The sequence below is a fragment of the Bradyrhizobium sp. Gha genome, from assembly GCF_900113735.1.
Taxonomy (GTDB): Bacteria; Pseudomonadota; Alphaproteobacteria; order Rhizobiales; family Xanthobacteraceae; genus Bradyrhizobium.
This window is the reverse complement of sequence record NZ_FOQM01000002.1, coordinates 40,948-55,611: the sequence shown is the minus strand read 5'-3', so window position 1 is coordinate 55,611 and position 14,664 is coordinate 40,948. Positions and strand designations below refer to the sequence as shown.

Below are 14,664 nucleotides of genomic sequence, written 5' to 3'. Positions count from 1 at the left end.
CCCCCCTCCATAGATTGTCCCCATGAAGAAAATCGGATTTCTGTCCTTCGGACATTGGACACCCTCGCCGCAATCGCAGACGCGTTCGGCGGCAGATACGCTGCTGCAATCGATCGAGCTTGCGGTGGCTGCCGAGCAGCTAGGCGCGGACGGCGCTTATTTCCGCGTGCATCATTTTGCGCGGCAGCTGGCGTCGCCCTTCCCGCTGCTTGCGGCGGTCGGCGCCAGGACCAGCACGATCGAGATCGGCACGGCCGTGATCGACATGCGTTACGAGAACCCGCTCTACATGATCGAGGACGCCGGCTCCGCCGATCTCATCGCCGGCGGGCGGCTGCAGCTCGGCATCAGCCGCGGCTCGCCCGAGCAGGTGATCGACGGCTGGCGCTATTTCGGGTATCGCCCGGCCGAAGGCCAGAGCGATGCCGACATGGGCCGGCGTCACGCCGAAGTCTTCCTCGACCTGTTGCGCGGCGAAGGTTTTGCCGAGCCGAATCCGCAGCCGATGTTTCCGAATCCGCCCGGGCGGCTGCGCCTGGAGCCGCATGCGCAGGGCTTGCGTGAGCGCATCTGGTGGGGCGCGGGCTCGAACGCGACCGCGGTGTGGGCAGCCAAGCTCGGCATGAATTTGCAAAGCTCGACGCTGAAGAACGACGAGACCGGCGAAGCTTTTCACGTGCAACAGGCGGCGCAAATCCGCGCCTATCGCGCCGCGTGGAAGGAGGCAGGCCACGTCAGAGAGCCGCGCGTCTCGGTCAGCCGCAGCATCTTCGCGCTGATGAACGATCGGGACCGCGCCTATTTCGGCGGCGAGCGCGGCGGGCAAGACCAGATCGGCTTCATCGATCCGCAGACCCGCGCGATCTTCGGCCGCTCCTATGCGGCGGAGCCGGATGTGCTGATCGAGCAGCTCAAGCAGGACGAGGCGATCACTGAAGCCGACACACTGCTGCTGACGATCCCCAACCAGCTTGGCGTTGATTACTGCGCACATGCGCTCGAGGCGATTTTGCAGCACGTCGCGCCGGCGCTGGGGTGGCGCTAAGTTGCGAGCGGGTCCGCGCGGGGCACTTTGGCGCCGCGCTCAATCAATCAGGAGGAAGTGACGCGCCCTGTGCGTTGGCTCGTACGCGCAATGCCCTTCTGGCCCGATGCTGGCCCCCCGGCACGCATCTCCGCTTCCGGGAGATGCTGATCGTCACTTGCCTGCTGCGTGCCCCCCTGCGTTCCGCTCGTCTGGCCCTTGGCGCTTTAGCATCGGAACATCCGCTGTCTGGCTGGGGGACCGAGCTCGGGCGGCACAATTGTGAATCGCTTCACCTGCTTTAATGCGGGCTCAGCCGGAAGCGCGCAGGATACCCGTCCGCGCTGAGGCGGGACGCGGCTCCGGCCCTTTGCAAACTCCCTTCAGGCCCCAGGCAGCCGGAGCCGCTCTCGTTCAGACGCCGAATGCGCCGCCGGCCGCGAACCCCGGCCCGCTGGCGTCTCAGCGACGACGGCGTGGAACTTACGCAATTCCGGGCGGTTGTCGCCGCGTGCCCCGTTGCGATTGGGATTAGCGATATGGTTCGGATGCTTGTGCTTTTCGCACTTTGCGCTTTTTGCATTGTTCCAAATGCAGCTTCCGCGGTTCAGACGAGCACGCAGCACAGTCGGTTGTCAGAGTTCAGCTCCCGACAGCGGTGCGTCTGCAGCACATCACTCGGGACGGTCCGAACGCTCCGGATCAGACACTACCACCGGATAAGAGCAGCCTATTTGATTGGCTATGATCCCCTGCCGTATCGCTATGGCTCGACTTTCGTATTCGAACCGCCCTACCGATATTATCGACGATGAGAGTGGCAGGGCGACAACTCGACGCGACGTAGCACCGAGCCTCGATCTTGCGGCTGTGCAAAAGCCAGAGTTCTTTGGCCGCCAGGCGCAGGTCCGGCCGTAACAGAAGCTCCCTTGAAAACATCAAAGTCCGCTGTCGCCCAATTGGTGTGACCGGTCTCGGAGCTCTAGGGGAGAGCGAGGGCAGCAAGGGAGGGCATTTCGTCCAGCTTGAGGCCCCCGAGCTCCTCATTGAGGAGCTGCGGTTTCGACTATCCGCCTAGCAGCCTTTAGCCGAATTCCCCAACGACCATTCTCGAAATAGGTGTATTGTCTCTGCATCACCGGCCAAGGCTCTGCCGTAGGCGTCGGTGGCTGAGAGACCGAGCGCGCTCCCGCCTGCACAACAGGAGAGCGCGCCATGATGAAGCGGCGTCAATACCCGCACCCGTCCATCGAAGCGAGCGACGCCAAGTTGTCGGCAGATACTCGCAAAATCATCAATGACTCGTTGAAATTGCTGAGAGAACCGGCTCCTGACAGCTTTTTGGGCCGCAGAACGCACAAAGCTTTTCCAGAGAAGCCAAGAGAGCCAGAAAAGTAACATGAGTAATAGCAACCAAAGTCTATGCGCCGCATTTGTCGCTCGCATGATTGATCCACTACACGTTCGTGCCCAGCTCGCTGTTGAAGAGAGCCGGGCAGTTCAAAGCCAATGCCGCGAGTTGCAGGCGCAACAGCTACGCCAGCGCGACCAACTTCGTCTCGAAAGCGCAGTGTATCGCGCTGAAGCCAGGGCGCACCGCGACAATCGAGAGAAGTAGGGCTGCTGCAAATGGCTGGCGCAAGGGACCATGCAGCCATAGCAAAGCGGTATCGGGATCAAGCCGAAGAATTTCGGGCCAAGGCAAGCCTGATGGGTGACGCGAGCACGCGGGCTCAATACGATAACATGGCAGACGCTTACGACAAGCTCGCGCACAACGAAGAAGTCGTCGGCCGGAATTTGGACCGAGCGGCCGAGTAGCATTGCCTCCTTCCATTTGAAGGTCGTCTGTTGGCCGTTCCCCGGAGACGTCCGCTTTCCCGCCGCCGCTAAACTAGTGATCGAGCGGAGGACGTGCCGGTGCGCATCTATCCCAGCGTCGTAAGTTAGATTGACCCCCATATCCCAAGTTAAATCAGTCAGCGTCCTAATCTGCTAAGTTTGCAACGGTCGCTTCCGGTTGTGGATTGGCGCTGATGGACAATTACCGAAAACTCCAACGCGACTGCGAGCGGCAGGCCGCACTCAGTTCCTCCGCCGAGACCAAGAAAAGTCTCCGCGAGATGGCGGAGGAGTACCGTAAGATGGCCGACTATATGGAGCGGGCTGCGTCCGCGACAGCGAAGCCCAAAGAGTAAGGTCGTCCCACTCACAAGCCTTCTTTCATTTCAGACCAATGCTGACCTGAGCGAGATTGTCGTCGCGTCTGGTCTTGGCGTAAGACCAGGGCCCACGTCCACCGCCGCTTTTGACCCTGGCGGTGTGAAAAGCCACCCGCCTGGAACGGAGCAGGTGTGATGGGCTATTGCTTTCTTTCGCCCCGCATGTCGTTGCCATTCTGATGAAGAATCAGATGGGAGATGTGCCCGGCGTCCGTCGCGAGGAACTCCAACTGGGCGTCCACGACTTTTGTGAAGAACTTGCTCCGAGATTCAGGAAAGAGCTGGAGTTTGCGCTGATGGGTCGCTTGCGACATCAATTGACCATGTTCCAGAGTGATGGCGATCGAGAGTGTCGGCGTGAGCTCGTAGACGCCAGTGTATGTCGCGAGAATAGCGGGATCGACCTTGACGCTCGTCCGGATGATCGGATGAAAATCCGGCCACCCGTAGACCGAGGCGATGCTGCGCAAGATCTCGGTGGCCAATAGCTGGCCGCCTCGCGCGTTCGTCATGATGACCGCTCCGTCGCCACTGTCCTGATAGGCGGCGAGCACGGCTTCGAAGCCCTCGTCGATGCCACCGTGTGAGAAGAAGGGGTTTTCCGGCGTGCCCCCGATCGGCAAACCCAAACCATGGCTGCCTTGTCCCGCGACGAGCATCTGCTTGGTCATCTCAGCCGAAAGCACGCGATTGGCATCTCCGCGCAACGAGCGCTGGATCTCTATCGCGTACCGCGCGAGGTCGGTCGGCGTCGTCCAAAGTCCGGCAGCCGCCATTTCCGGATAGACGTGGAAGCCGCCCTCTACAGGGACGCCGTCGGCTTTATAGGGCGTTGCCGCGCCGGAGCGCAGCTCGGTGGGCAGCGGTTGTTCGTAGGTGCTGCGGGTCATGCCGATCGGCGACAGCACAGTGTCATGCATGAGCTTGGGGAACGGCTGATGCGAGATGTCGAGCAGCAATTGCTGCACCACCGTGTACCCGCCCCCGGAGTACTTCCAACGGCTTCCCGGAGCAGCCTCCAGGCGAACGGCGGCGGTGTTGGCTGGCTTCTCTCCATCCAGGACTTGGACGAGCGTGGGAATCGGAGCACCCGCCGCGTAGCCCGGGAATCCGTGCACGGTGAGCCCGGCGGTGTGATTGAGCAACTCCCGCAGCGTAACCACGGCTCCCGGCGCGACCGCGCTTGCGGGGATCTTCCACGAGGTCAGTGCCTGATTGACGTCGGAGTCGAGCGCCAGCTTGCCTTGCTCAACGAGATGAAGCGCCGCCATCGCGGCGACCGGCTTGCTGATGCTGCCGGCCTGGAACAGGGTCTCGGGCGTGACCGGGCCGCCCCCGAGTTGCACGACGCCGAATCCCTGCGCCCATTCGATGGCACCATGATGGATGACGGCGATGCTGACGCCTGGCACACCGTAAGCGGCCATGCGGTCCTGGAGCCTTTGACAAACGTGAGGATCGTCCTTCTCCACGACCTTCGTCTTGAGGCACGCGCAGACATCGTCGATTCTATGTTGGATTTCGGGCGAGAACATACCTTGAGCCGCAATCCTTTCTGGTCGCCACAACAGCAAGGCGAGACACAGCAGTGGGGCCAGCAAGCAAAATCGTGTCACAATCATCGGTTGATACCCAAAGCCGACCGACGTTAACGTAGCTCGATTCCGAACACGAGAGAAATGCCCGCTCGTGGCCCGAAGCCTTGTTGAAAAACACCGGCTCGGATCTGCGAGGAACCCCTGCGCAACGCTTTCGTTGTGCTGATCTTCCGGATAACAAAGGACACGATCATGGACCGCGAACATGTTAAGGGCGCTGCTGACAAGGCTAAAGGCGCCATCAAAGAAGGTGCCGGCAAGCTCACTGGCGACAAGGACATGGAAACCGAAGGCAAGATCGATAAGGCCAAGGGATCCGCCCACAACGTCGCGGGGGATGTGAAGGATGCAGCGCGGGACGCCGCTGACGGCATCAAGAAATAGGCAGAAGAAGCGATAATCAAAAACTAGCCGCCTCCGGGCGGTCTTTTTGTGCCGACGGACGGGTGTGTTGCAGCGGCTTTTGGCGTTAACGCGTTTTCTCTCGACCAACAATCCAGGTTGCGTGAGGTGAGTTTTAATGTTGGGAGCTTGAAACCAAGCGGTTTCTGCTGGGGTTTGTTTCGAGACAGCAAAGAAGAAACCGTTCGTGAGGAGGGAAACATGCACGAGCTGATCAGGTCATGGGGCAGGAACGCTCTTCTAGCCGCCAGCGTTGCTGCCGGTCTTCTTGGGCTCTCCGCTACGGACGCGTCCGCCGCTATTGCGTGCAGGGGAGACGTTTGTTGGCGTGTTCATGCGCCCGCCGTCTATCCGCCGCCTGCGACAATAGTCATTCATCCTGACTATTGGCGGCCCCCGACTCCGACAATCGTCATTCGCGAGCACTGGCGACCGGTCGAGCCCTTCTCGCGCGAGTACATCGTGCGGGACTATGGGGGCTTCGACGATCCCGAATGGTAGCCAGGTCGCCAACGGCAGATCTGGAGGCCCGGCACGTAAGCTTCGAGCGTCGTCTATGAGCGGTGCGAGTGACCTGTTCGTCCCCTGGACACGGGACAGAAACGCGCAGCGCAGAATGGGGCGCTCTTCCGACCCGAAGCCGCCTCAACGTCGGAGGCGCTCGTTAGGAACGTGACGGCTCCAGTCTCACAACTCGAGTCTTCTTGCGTGCAGTGCGCCGGCTGCCCGTGACCTGCGCACCTTCTCATAGTGGCAAAGCGGACTCCGTCCATTTCAGAACGGCAACCATTTTTGTAAGGCAGCGCGAGCTGGATGATGGTTAGCTTGTGAGCATTCTGGGCCGAGTACCTTTCATCCCGATTTATTTGGCCCGCGTGCACTAAAAAGACCGCTTTCGGGTCAGGCGCCAGTGCCGACAAGTGGCCGATACAGGGCGTCCCAAATAGCGTCTCGCTCGCCAAGCCATTTGCCCCAGCACAGTCCGCATCCCACGGCCGAGGATATGGCGGCTGTCAAGGGGGAGACCGGATCTAACCTAATCCGGGCCAAACTGTCGCGATCGACAATGAACAGACCTCGACGCTCGATTAGCCTAGCCCCGCCGCGCCACCAACGGTACGTCAACCGGACGGAACCATCGGCACCGCAGAGCAATTCAACTGCGGGCGGCCCCTTTTGATTTTGAGAAAGAAAAGATGAAGGAGGACAACATGCCGAACGGGTATTGGATCGGGCGCATCGATGTGATCAAACCCGAATACACCAAAGCCTACGGCCCCGCCCTCACGGCGGTGCTCCGCAAATACGACGGGAAATTCCGGGTGCGCGGCGGCACCTTCGAGGCCGTGGAGGGCAAGGCGCGCGAGCGCAACATCGTGATCGAGTTCAAGGACTACGAAACCGCGCTCGCCTGCTACCGCTCACCTGAATACACCAAGGCGAGGGCACTGCGCGCGGGCGCCGTGGACATCGATATCGTCGTGATCGAAGGCTACGACGGCCCGCAGCCCACGGATTGAACCCGGCTCGGCGGCGCGCACCACGCAGCCTGATATTTTGCCGTAGGTCGTTCGCACCGCCGAAAGTCTCCTTCTGGCCCCCGCAGCTGCCTTCCCGCGTGATGGTCGCCGCGACTGGTTATACGGATAGACGAGACCAGCACCAGGACGAGCCCGACCGCCGCTCTGGACCCGTAGCGGCTTCCGGCCATGGCGCGAAACTCCGGATTTGTGTAAGCTCAAGCATCGTTCTGACCCATCCGGGGGAGCGAAATGCGGCGACGCAGCGGAAGTGAACATCCGATCGAGGAGCGGCGCGCGAGCGGGCGCAACGTGCCCAACCCGTCGAGCGCAGCCCCATCCATTGCCGACCTGCAACAGCAGCTGGCCGCGCGCACCCGCGAGCTGAACGAGGCACGTGAGCGGGAGGCCGCAACTGCCATCGAAAGCGCGCGTCTCCTGGGCGAACTGCGCCAGCGCACCGATGAACTTGCAGAAGCATTGGAGCAGCGCACGGCAACCTCCGAAGTGCTCCAGATCATCAGTCGTTCCCCGGGCGATCTTCAGCCGGTGTTCGCTGCCATCCTGGAAAACGCCTCACGCATTTGCGAGGCCAAGTTCGGCATCCTCATGCTGGCCGAAGGCGATGCTTTTCGACTTGGCGCGGCCCACAACGCGCCGCAAGCATTCGCCGATTTCATGCTGCGCGCGCCGGTGCGCCCCAGTCCGCACATAACCTTTGGCCGCGCGATAACGACCAAGCAGGTTGCGCAAACGACAGACATCACCATCGAGCAACCTTACCTTCAAGGCGACCCTCTGGCGGTGGCAGCCGCCGAGCTCGGCGGCTATCGCACCGTCCTGGCCGTGCCGATGCTCAAGGAGAGCAACATCATCGGGGGGCTGATCTTTTTCCGGCAGGAAGTCCGCCCGTTCGACGACAAGCAGATCGCGCTGGTGCGGAATTTTGCGGCTCAAGCCGTCATCGCCATTGAGAATGCGCGGCTGTTGGGCGAGCTGCGCGAGCGTACGGCCGACCTGACTGAATCCTTGCAGCACCAGACCGCGACCGCCGATGTGCTGAAGATCATCAGCCGCTCGACCTTCGACCTCAAGCCCGTACTGGCAACGGTCGCCCGGACCGCGGCGCAGTTGTGCGAGGCCGAGATGGCGTTCCTCTCGCAGCGCGACGGCGACGTCTTCCGCTACGCCACGGCGGTCGGCTCGACATCCGAAGCGGCGGCGGATGCCATCAGATTCCAGGAGTACCTCGATAGTCATCCGGTTTCCGCGGCTCCGGACCGGCGCACGATGACTGGCCGGGTGATGGCGGAACGCCGCGCTGTGCAAATCGCCGACATCACCACCGATCCGGAATATCAATTCCCTGAAACCTTCAGGCTCGCGAAAGTCCGCGCGATCCTCGGCGTTCCGCTGCTGCGTGACGGCGAGCCGATCGGTCTCATGATGCTGGCGCGCCAGCGCCCCGGGCCTTTTTCCGAGCGGCACGTCGAGTTGGTGCGGACCTTTGCCGACCAGGCGGTGATCGCCATCGAAAATGTGCGGCTCTTGACCGAGCAGCGCGAAGCGCTCGAGCGACAGACCGCGACCGCCGAAGTGCTGCAGGTCATCAATTCATCGCCGGGCAACCTCGCGCCGGTGTTCAATACCATCCTGCTGAAGGCACATCGCCTCTGCGAGGTCGCTTATGGCAGCCTGCAGGTCTACGATGGCGATCGGTTCCGCGCTGTCGCGGTGCATGATCTGCCGGAACAATTCGCCGATATCTTGCGGCGGGGTTTTCAGGCATCGGATCATCCCGTAGGCCGGCGCCTGCTCGCCGGCGAGCGCCTGGTGCACCTCCCCGACTGCGCGGAAATCGACCATCCGGTGATGCAGGGTGCCGTCGAACTTGCCGGGATTCGTACCGCGCTGTTCGTGCCGCTGCGCCGCCACGAGACCCTGCTCGGAATGATCGCGTGCGGGCGACGCGAAGTCAGGCCCTTCACCGAGGACGCGATCGCCATCTTGGAGGGATTTGCCGCACAAGCCGCGATCGCGATCGAGAATGCGCGACTGTTGGGAGAGTTGCGCGAGCGCCAGGCCGAACTGCGCACCACCTTCGACAACATGGGCGACGCCGTCGCAATGTTCGACGCCGCGGGTCGCCTGGCGGCATGGAACTACAATTTGCAGGAGATGCTCGACCTGCCGGAGTCCCTGCTTGCCGCACGGCCGCGCTTTGCCGAATTTTTCCACTATCTCGCCGCACGCGGGGAGTTCGGCTCGGCCGAACTCGAAACGCAACTGAGCCGCCACCTCGAAGATACCAGGCACGAAATGCGCTACGAGCGCACGCGTCCGGACGGTCGCGTCGTCGAGGTGCGCCGCAATCCGGTGCCGGACGGCGGCTTCGTGATGATCTATGCCGACATCACGGAGCGAAAGCGCGCGGAGGAAGCTGTCCGCGCGGCACGCGATGCCGCCGAGGCTGCATTGCGTGACTTGCAGGCGGCTCAGGATCGCCTGGTCCAGACCGAAAAGCTCGCCTCACTTGGTCAGCTCACGGCGGGCATCGCGCACGAGATCAAGAATCCGCTCAATTTCGTCAACAACTTCTCGAGCGTATCGGTGGAATTGATCGACGAACTGCATGAGGCGCTCGAGCGAGTGACGCTCGACGACGATGCGCGCTCCGAGATTACCGAACTGGCCGACACCCTGCGCACCAATCTGGGCAAGATCGTCCAGCACGGCAAGCGTGCCGATTCCATCGTCAAGAACATGCTGCAGCATTCGCGCCAAGGCTCTGGCGAGCGTCGTCCCGCCGACATCAACGCGATCGTCGAGGAAAGTCTCAACCTCGCCTATCACGGTGCGCGCGCGGAGAAACCGGGCTTCAACATCACGCTCGAGCGACACCTCGACCCCACCACGGAGATGGTCGATCTGTATCCGCAGGAAGTCACGCGCGTGTTCCTCAACCTGATTGCAAACGGCTTCTACGCAGCCACCAAGCGCAAGGAAGTCGCAGGCGACGGTTTCGAGCCAAGGCTGAGCGCAACGACGAGAAATCTCGGCAGCGCCGTTGAAATCCGGTTTCGCGACAACGGCACCGGCATTCCAGCCGAGGTCAAGGAGAACATATTCAACCCATTCTTCACCACCAAGCCGGCCGGCGAAGGAACAGGGCTCGGCCTTTCGATCTGCCATGACATCATCGTAAAGCAGCATGGCGGACGGATCGACGTCGATACCGAGCCTGGCGCCTTTACCGAATTCATCATCACGCTGCCGCGCACGGCGACCGCACCGCTGCAGACCGGAGGCAAGAGTTGAGCGTTTATATCCTGGTCGTGGATGACGAGCCCGATGTGGAAATGCTGTTCCGCCAGCACTTCCGGAGCGATCTGCGGCGCGGCCGTTTTCTCATGGAGTTCGCGCCCTCGGCCTCGGTCGCGCTGCAGCGCGCGCTCGAGATTCGCGATGCCACCCTCATCCTGATCCTGTCGGATATCAACATGCCCGGGATGAGCGGGCTGGAGATGCTGCCGATCGTGCGCTCGGCCCGGCCCGATGTCCCCGTCATCATGATCACGGCCTATGGCGATGCCGAAACCAAACGCAAGGCGCTGGAGAAAGGCGCGACCGGCCTATTGACCAAACCGATCGATTTCGCGGCGCTGCGCCAGGAGATTGACGCAAGGCTCGAGCAGGCCGCATGACCGACCCCATCCCGTCTTGCGCGGGCAGTCCCTTTGCTGGTGACGGTCAGCCCCCGCTCAAACTGTGGCTGATGCGCGTGACGGCCTCGTCCCATTGCCGCTTCTCGGCCGCTGGATAGTTGATCAGCACGCAATGCACGTAGCGGCGCGCGAAGTTGCAGCGGTCGTACCAGATCTTGTCGCGCTTGACGCTGGAGACCACGAAGAAGTCCGGTGCGACCCGCTTGTAGACGATCGCCGACGGCGGGTTCCTCGCCGCCAGGAACGCGGCGGGCGACGTGCCGCGGTCTCGGCGCACGGCTTGTATGGTGAGATCGGCGCTGCCATCTGGCGTACGAAATTTCTGACCGTATCCGTCGGGCTTCCCGGCCGGTTCAGTGAAGATCGAGATGGGGATGTCGACCGAGGTTCCGGATTCGGGGATGCGATAGGTCGTCCAGGTGTCTGCCTGGGCAGGCACCGCCGACGCAACGGAGAGTGCAATGACAGCGGCGGAAAACGTCTTCATGTCGGTCTCATCCGTGACGCGGCGCCAGTTGCAGCTCCAGCAAGGCGACCCTTTGCAAGTTCGCCACGTCACGCTCTCCCGCGCCCGCTGTGCGCAGGATCGATTCGGCGAGCGCAGTGACATGCGAGGAATGCACGGGTTCCGGCAGGGTCGCGACCGCGCCTTCCAGGGCGATGGTCATGAGATCGATGACCTCCGGGGAAAATTCTGCGTTGGCAAAGTTCTTCATGTCGCGAAACCGGCCGCTCGTGCGTGCCGCCAGTCCAACGTCGGGAAAAACTGGAAGTTCCTGCGGTTATCGGCTGCCTGACGCAGTGTGCACGGGATACATCATCCCGCCTTCACGCTCGCATCGATCAACAGCTTCGCCGCCGCGAGCGCCGACTGCGCGGGGCCGTCTTCGGATTGCTGGCCGGTGACGTAGATGCCTTCGATCAGCAGCAGCAAGGCGTCGCCGAGCACGTTCGGCTGGCGCGCGCCCATTTGCGCGGCGAGCTCGCGCAGGCGCTTGCGGAAGACCTTCTTGTGGGCTTCGGCGACCTGGCGCGCGGGATTGTCGCGCGAGGGATATTCCACCGCGGCATTGCTGAGGCCGCAGCCGCGATAGCCCTTGGCGACGGCGCGCGGCGCAAGCTGGCCGATATAGGCGAGCACGTGGTCGCGCGCATTGCTGTAGGTCTTGCCGCCGGGGCGTTCGAAGGTCTCCCAGAAGCTCAGATCGTAATCGCGCAAATAGGCGGCGGCGAGATCGTCCTTGGAGGCGAAGCTGCGATAGAGGCTGGGCTTGGTCACGCCGGCCCGGTCCACCACCTCGTCGACCCCGACGGCGCGAATGCCCTCGCGGTAGAACAATTCGCTGGCGGAGGCTCTGATCCGGTCGGCGGCCCGGAGCGGCGCGCGTGCGGGCTTTTCGGCGTTTTTCGGCATCTGGCTTCGTTCGGGCTTCGGCATGGCTTTTGATCTTGGCTCGATCCTGGCTTGATCCTGGGCTTGACAATGTTACTGACCGGTACGTATTAGTACAGCACCCCAATACGTACCGGTAAGTAACATGCCTAATCCTGCCTTTCAACGTGCCTCGGTTCAATCCTCCCCGGTGTCGCGGCGGCCGTTCGGCGCAAATTACGCCTTCGTCGTCGTTGCCGTGATCTTCCTGGCGCTGCTCACCTCCGCCGGCCTGCGCGCGACGCCCGGCGTGCTGATGTTGCCGCTGCAGAAAGCCTTTGGCTGGGACGTCAGCGTGATCTCGTCGTCGGCCGCCATCGGCATCTTCCTCTACGGCCTTGCCGGTCCCTTCGCCGCGGCCGTGATGCAGCGCTTCGGCATCCGCCGCACCGTGCTCGGGGCGCTGACACTGATGTCGGCCGCGACGGCCGCGAGCTATTTCATGACCGCGCCGTGGCAATTGTTCCTGACCTGGGGACTGCTGTCCGGCATCGGCTCGGGCGCGGTCGCCAACGTGCTCGGCGCCACCATCGTCAATCGCTGGTTCACCACCAATCGCGGCCTCGTCATGGGATTGCTGACGGCCAGCACCGCGACCGGCACGCTGATCTTCATGCCGGGGCTTGCGAGCCTGGTCGAATGGGGCGGCTGGAGGCCGGTGGTGCTGACGGTGGCGGCATGCTGCGCGGCGCTGATCCCGCTGGTCTATTTTCTGGTGCCGGAGCGCCCCGCCGCGATCGGCCTGCGCTCCTACGGCAGCCCGCACGAGGACCAGCCCGCGGCGCCGGCGCAGGGCAATCCGTTCGTCGCCGCGATCAGCAACCTGTTGCGCGCCGCGAAGACGCCGACCTTCTGGTTCCTGTTCGCGACCTTCTTCATCTGCGGCTTCACCACCAACGGCCTCGTCGGCACCCATCTGATCGCGTTCTGCGGCGACCACGGCATCTTCGAGGTGCAGGCCGCGAGCCTGCTGGCGCTGATGGGGTTCTTCGACCTGTTCGGCACCACGCTGTCGGGCTGGCTCACCGACCGCTTCGATCCGCGCAAGCTCCTGTTCTTCTATTACGGCCTGCGCGGGCTCTCGCTGATCTACCTGCCCTACTCGGATTTCACCTTCGTCAGCCTGTCGGTATTCGCGGTGTTCTACGGCCTCGACTGGATCGCCACCGTGCCCCCGACCGTGCGGATCGCCAACGAGGCCTTCGGCGACAAGAATGCGCCGCTGATCTTCGGCTGGGTCGTCGCCGGGCATCAGTTGGGCGCAGCCTGCGCCGCGTTCTTCGCCGGCTTCATGCGCTCGTCGCAGGGCGATTATCTGCAGGCCTTCATGATCGCCGGCGCAACCGGCATCGTCGCGGCCGTGCTGTCGCTGATGATCGGCCGCAAGCCGGTGCAGCCGGCGCTCGCTGCGGCGTGAAAAATGGCGCGCCGGCAAGGCACGCGACACTGACCTTGCCGGCGAACCTGTCCCCGCCTGTGATTTGAAGATTGATTCCGTTAAGCAATTTGAAATATCATACTGGCGACGCGGGCGGTTCGAAGGCTCGTGCAGGAGCTGATTGTTCCCGTGGCGTCGAGCTCCATCTCAATCAACCCCAGCAATCTGTGGCGGCCCGGCGGATGAGCGATTCCCTTCTTGCAACGGTCGGTGACCATTTCTTCATCGGGCTGAAGCCGACGAGCGTCCTCGATGACCGCGATCGCGCGCTGTTGAGAGATCTCAGGCCCGCGGGCGTCACCCTCTACAAGAGCAATTTCCGTCACGACCTGCCCTATCGGGACTGGCTGTCTGTTCACCGCGACCTGATCGCCGCCATTCGCGACGCCTCGCAGCGCGACAAGCAGTTCATCGCGATCGATCACGAGGGCGGGCGCGTGTGCCGCACACCGGCGCCGATCACGCGCTTTTCCTACGCGGCGCGCTGGGCCGGCACCGCCGAGCAGGTCGGCGATGCCATGGGCGCCGAGCTTGCCTCGCTCGGCTGCAACCTGAACTTCGCGCCGGTGCTGGACATTCACTCCAATCCCGCCAACCCCGTGATCGGCGAGCGCGCGTTCGGCCGCTCGGCTGACGACGTCATCAAGTCGATGCTGCCGTTCGCGAAGGCGATGGAGCGCCGCGGCGTCCGGGCCTGCGGCAAGCATTTCCCGGGGCATGGCGACACCCAGGTGGATTCGCATCACGAATTGCCGGTGCTCGATCTCGATCTCGATCAGATCAAGGCGCGCGAGCTGAAGCCGTTCGCCGCCGCGATCGAGGGCGGGATCGAGATGATGATGACGTCGCACATCCTCTACCGGAAGCTCGACCCCAACGATCCCGTGACGCTGTCGCGCGCGATCACGCACGGGCTGCTGCGCGAAGCCATGAATTTCCGCGGCGTGATCGTGTCCGACGACGTCGGCATGCGCGCGATGGCGGGCCGGCTCGATGCGCCTGACGCCGGCGCGCGCTTCATGGCCGCCGGCAACGACATGCTGATGATCTGCTCGCATCTGACCGACACCGAACGTGCGCGCTTCCTCGCGCAATCGATCATCAACGGCGTCGATTCCGGCAAGCTCGAGCCCGATGTGCTGAAGGCGTCGAGCCAGCGCGTCCGCACGATGCTTGACGGCAGCGCGCAAAACGAGGTCACGGAGCTGTCAGGCGAGGTTCTCGCCCGCCACCGTGCGGCCGGCACCCAATTCGAGGCGGCGACCGTCGAGGTCGTCTAGGGATAACCCGGCGCCCGGGCCCC

At 62.9% G+C, this 14,664-nt stretch carries 13 protein-coding genes; 9 read left to right on the top strand and 4 right to left on the bottom strand.

Annotated elements, in window-relative coordinates; all coding sequences use genetic code 11:
- Positions 1-22: 22 nt before the first annotated feature.
- The 3 genes from BM222_RS03385 (at position 23) to BM222_RS40855 (ending at position 3,222) form a co-directional block, all read left to right on the top strand.
- Positions 23-1,045 (top strand): LLM class flavin-dependent oxidoreductase, encoded by a 1,023-nt coding sequence (locus BM222_RS03385; RefSeq protein WP_092226880.1) that lies wholly within the window; start codon positions 23-25, stop codon positions 1,043-1,045.
- A gap of 1,194 nt (positions 1,046-2,239) precedes the next feature.
- The gene (locus BM222_RS39800; RefSeq protein WP_143105892.1) at positions 2,240-2,422 is read left to right on the top strand and encodes a hypothetical protein; all 183 of its coding nucleotides are present in this window, start codon (positions 2,240-2,242) and stop codon (positions 2,420-2,422) included.
- Positions 2,423-3,060: 638 nt separating this feature from the next.
- Complete coding sequence (locus tag BM222_RS40855) at positions 3,061-3,222, top strand: hypothetical protein (RefSeq protein ID WP_177242985.1); 162 nt, start codon at positions 3,061-3,063, stop codon at positions 3,220-3,222.
- A 164-nt stretch (positions 3,223-3,386) separates the two neighbouring features.
- On the opposite strand, the gene BM222_RS03375 is transcribed toward BM222_RS40855, so the two are convergent.
- On the bottom strand, positions 3,387-4,781 hold the full coding sequence (locus BM222_RS03375; RefSeq protein WP_177242984.1) for a serine hydrolase: 1,395 nt from the start codon (positions 4,779-4,781) through the stop codon (positions 3,387-3,389).
- A gap of 255 nt (positions 4,782-5,036) precedes the next feature.
- Between BM222_RS03375 and BM222_RS03370 the strand changes: the two genes are divergently transcribed.
- The 4 genes from BM222_RS03370 to BM222_RS03355 all read left to right on the top strand — a co-directional run bounded on the left by BM222_RS03370 (position 5,037) and on the right by BM222_RS03355 (position 10,470).
- The gene (locus tag BM222_RS03370; protein WP_092226877.1) at positions 5,037-5,228 is read left to right on the top strand and encodes a CsbD family protein; all 192 of its coding nucleotides are present in this window, start codon (positions 5,037-5,039) and stop codon (positions 5,226-5,228) included.
- Positions 5,229-6,457: 1,229 nt separating this feature from the next.
- Complete coding sequence (locus BM222_RS03365) at positions 6,458-6,766, top strand: DUF1330 domain-containing protein (RefSeq protein ID WP_092227263.1); 309 nt, start codon at positions 6,458-6,460, stop codon at positions 6,764-6,766.
- Between the two features lie 252 nt (positions 6,767-7,018).
- On the top strand, positions 7,019-10,084 hold the full coding sequence (locus BM222_RS03360; RefSeq protein ID WP_092226876.1) for a GAF domain-containing protein: 3,066 nt from the start codon (positions 7,019-7,021) through the stop codon (positions 10,082-10,084).
- The gene (locus BM222_RS03355) at positions 10,081-10,470 is read left to right on the top strand and encodes a response regulator (protein WP_092226875.1); all 390 of its coding nucleotides are present in this window, start codon (positions 10,081-10,083) and stop codon (positions 10,468-10,470) included. The genes BM222_RS03360 and BM222_RS03355 overlap by 4 nt, the downstream gene beginning before the upstream one ends.
- A gap of 46 nt (positions 10,471-10,516) precedes the next feature.
- Here BM222_RS03355 and BM222_RS03350 read toward each other — a convergent pair whose 3' ends face one another.
- The 3 genes from BM222_RS03350 to BM222_RS03340 form a co-directional block, all read right to left on the bottom strand.
- On the bottom strand, positions 10,517-10,978 hold the full coding sequence (locus BM222_RS03350; RefSeq protein WP_092226874.1) for a hypothetical protein: 462 nt from the start codon (positions 10,976-10,978) through the stop codon (positions 10,517-10,519).
- Between the two features lie 7 nt (positions 10,979-10,985).
- On the bottom strand, positions 10,986-11,207 hold the full coding sequence (locus BM222_RS03345) for a hypothetical protein (protein ID WP_092226873.1): 222 nt from the start codon (positions 11,205-11,207) through the stop codon (positions 10,986-10,988).
- Between the two features lie 101 nt (positions 11,208-11,308).
- Positions 11,309-11,929: a TetR/AcrR family transcriptional regulator gene (locus BM222_RS03340; RefSeq protein ID WP_244547001.1), complete on the bottom strand. Its 621-nt coding sequence runs from the start codon at positions 11,927-11,929 to the stop codon at positions 11,309-11,311.
- A 100-nt stretch (positions 11,930-12,029) separates the two neighbouring features.
- On the opposite strand from BM222_RS03340, the gene BM222_RS03335 reads away from it, so the two are divergent.
- Together BM222_RS03335 and BM222_RS03330 are read left to right on the top strand one after the other, a co-directional pair.
- Positions 12,030-13,340 carry an MFS transporter gene (locus tag BM222_RS03335; RefSeq protein ID WP_092226872.1) on the top strand — a complete coding sequence of 437 codons (1,311 nt, stop codon included), beginning with the start codon at positions 12,030-12,032 and terminating at the stop codon, positions 13,338-13,340.
- 203 nt (positions 13,341-13,543) lie between these two features.
- Positions 13,544-14,641, top strand: a complete 1,098-nt coding sequence (locus BM222_RS03330; RefSeq protein ID WP_092226871.1) for a glycoside hydrolase family 3 N-terminal domain-containing protein — start codon at positions 13,544-13,546, stop codon at positions 14,639-14,641.
- Positions 14,642-14,664: the final 23 nt, after the last annotated feature.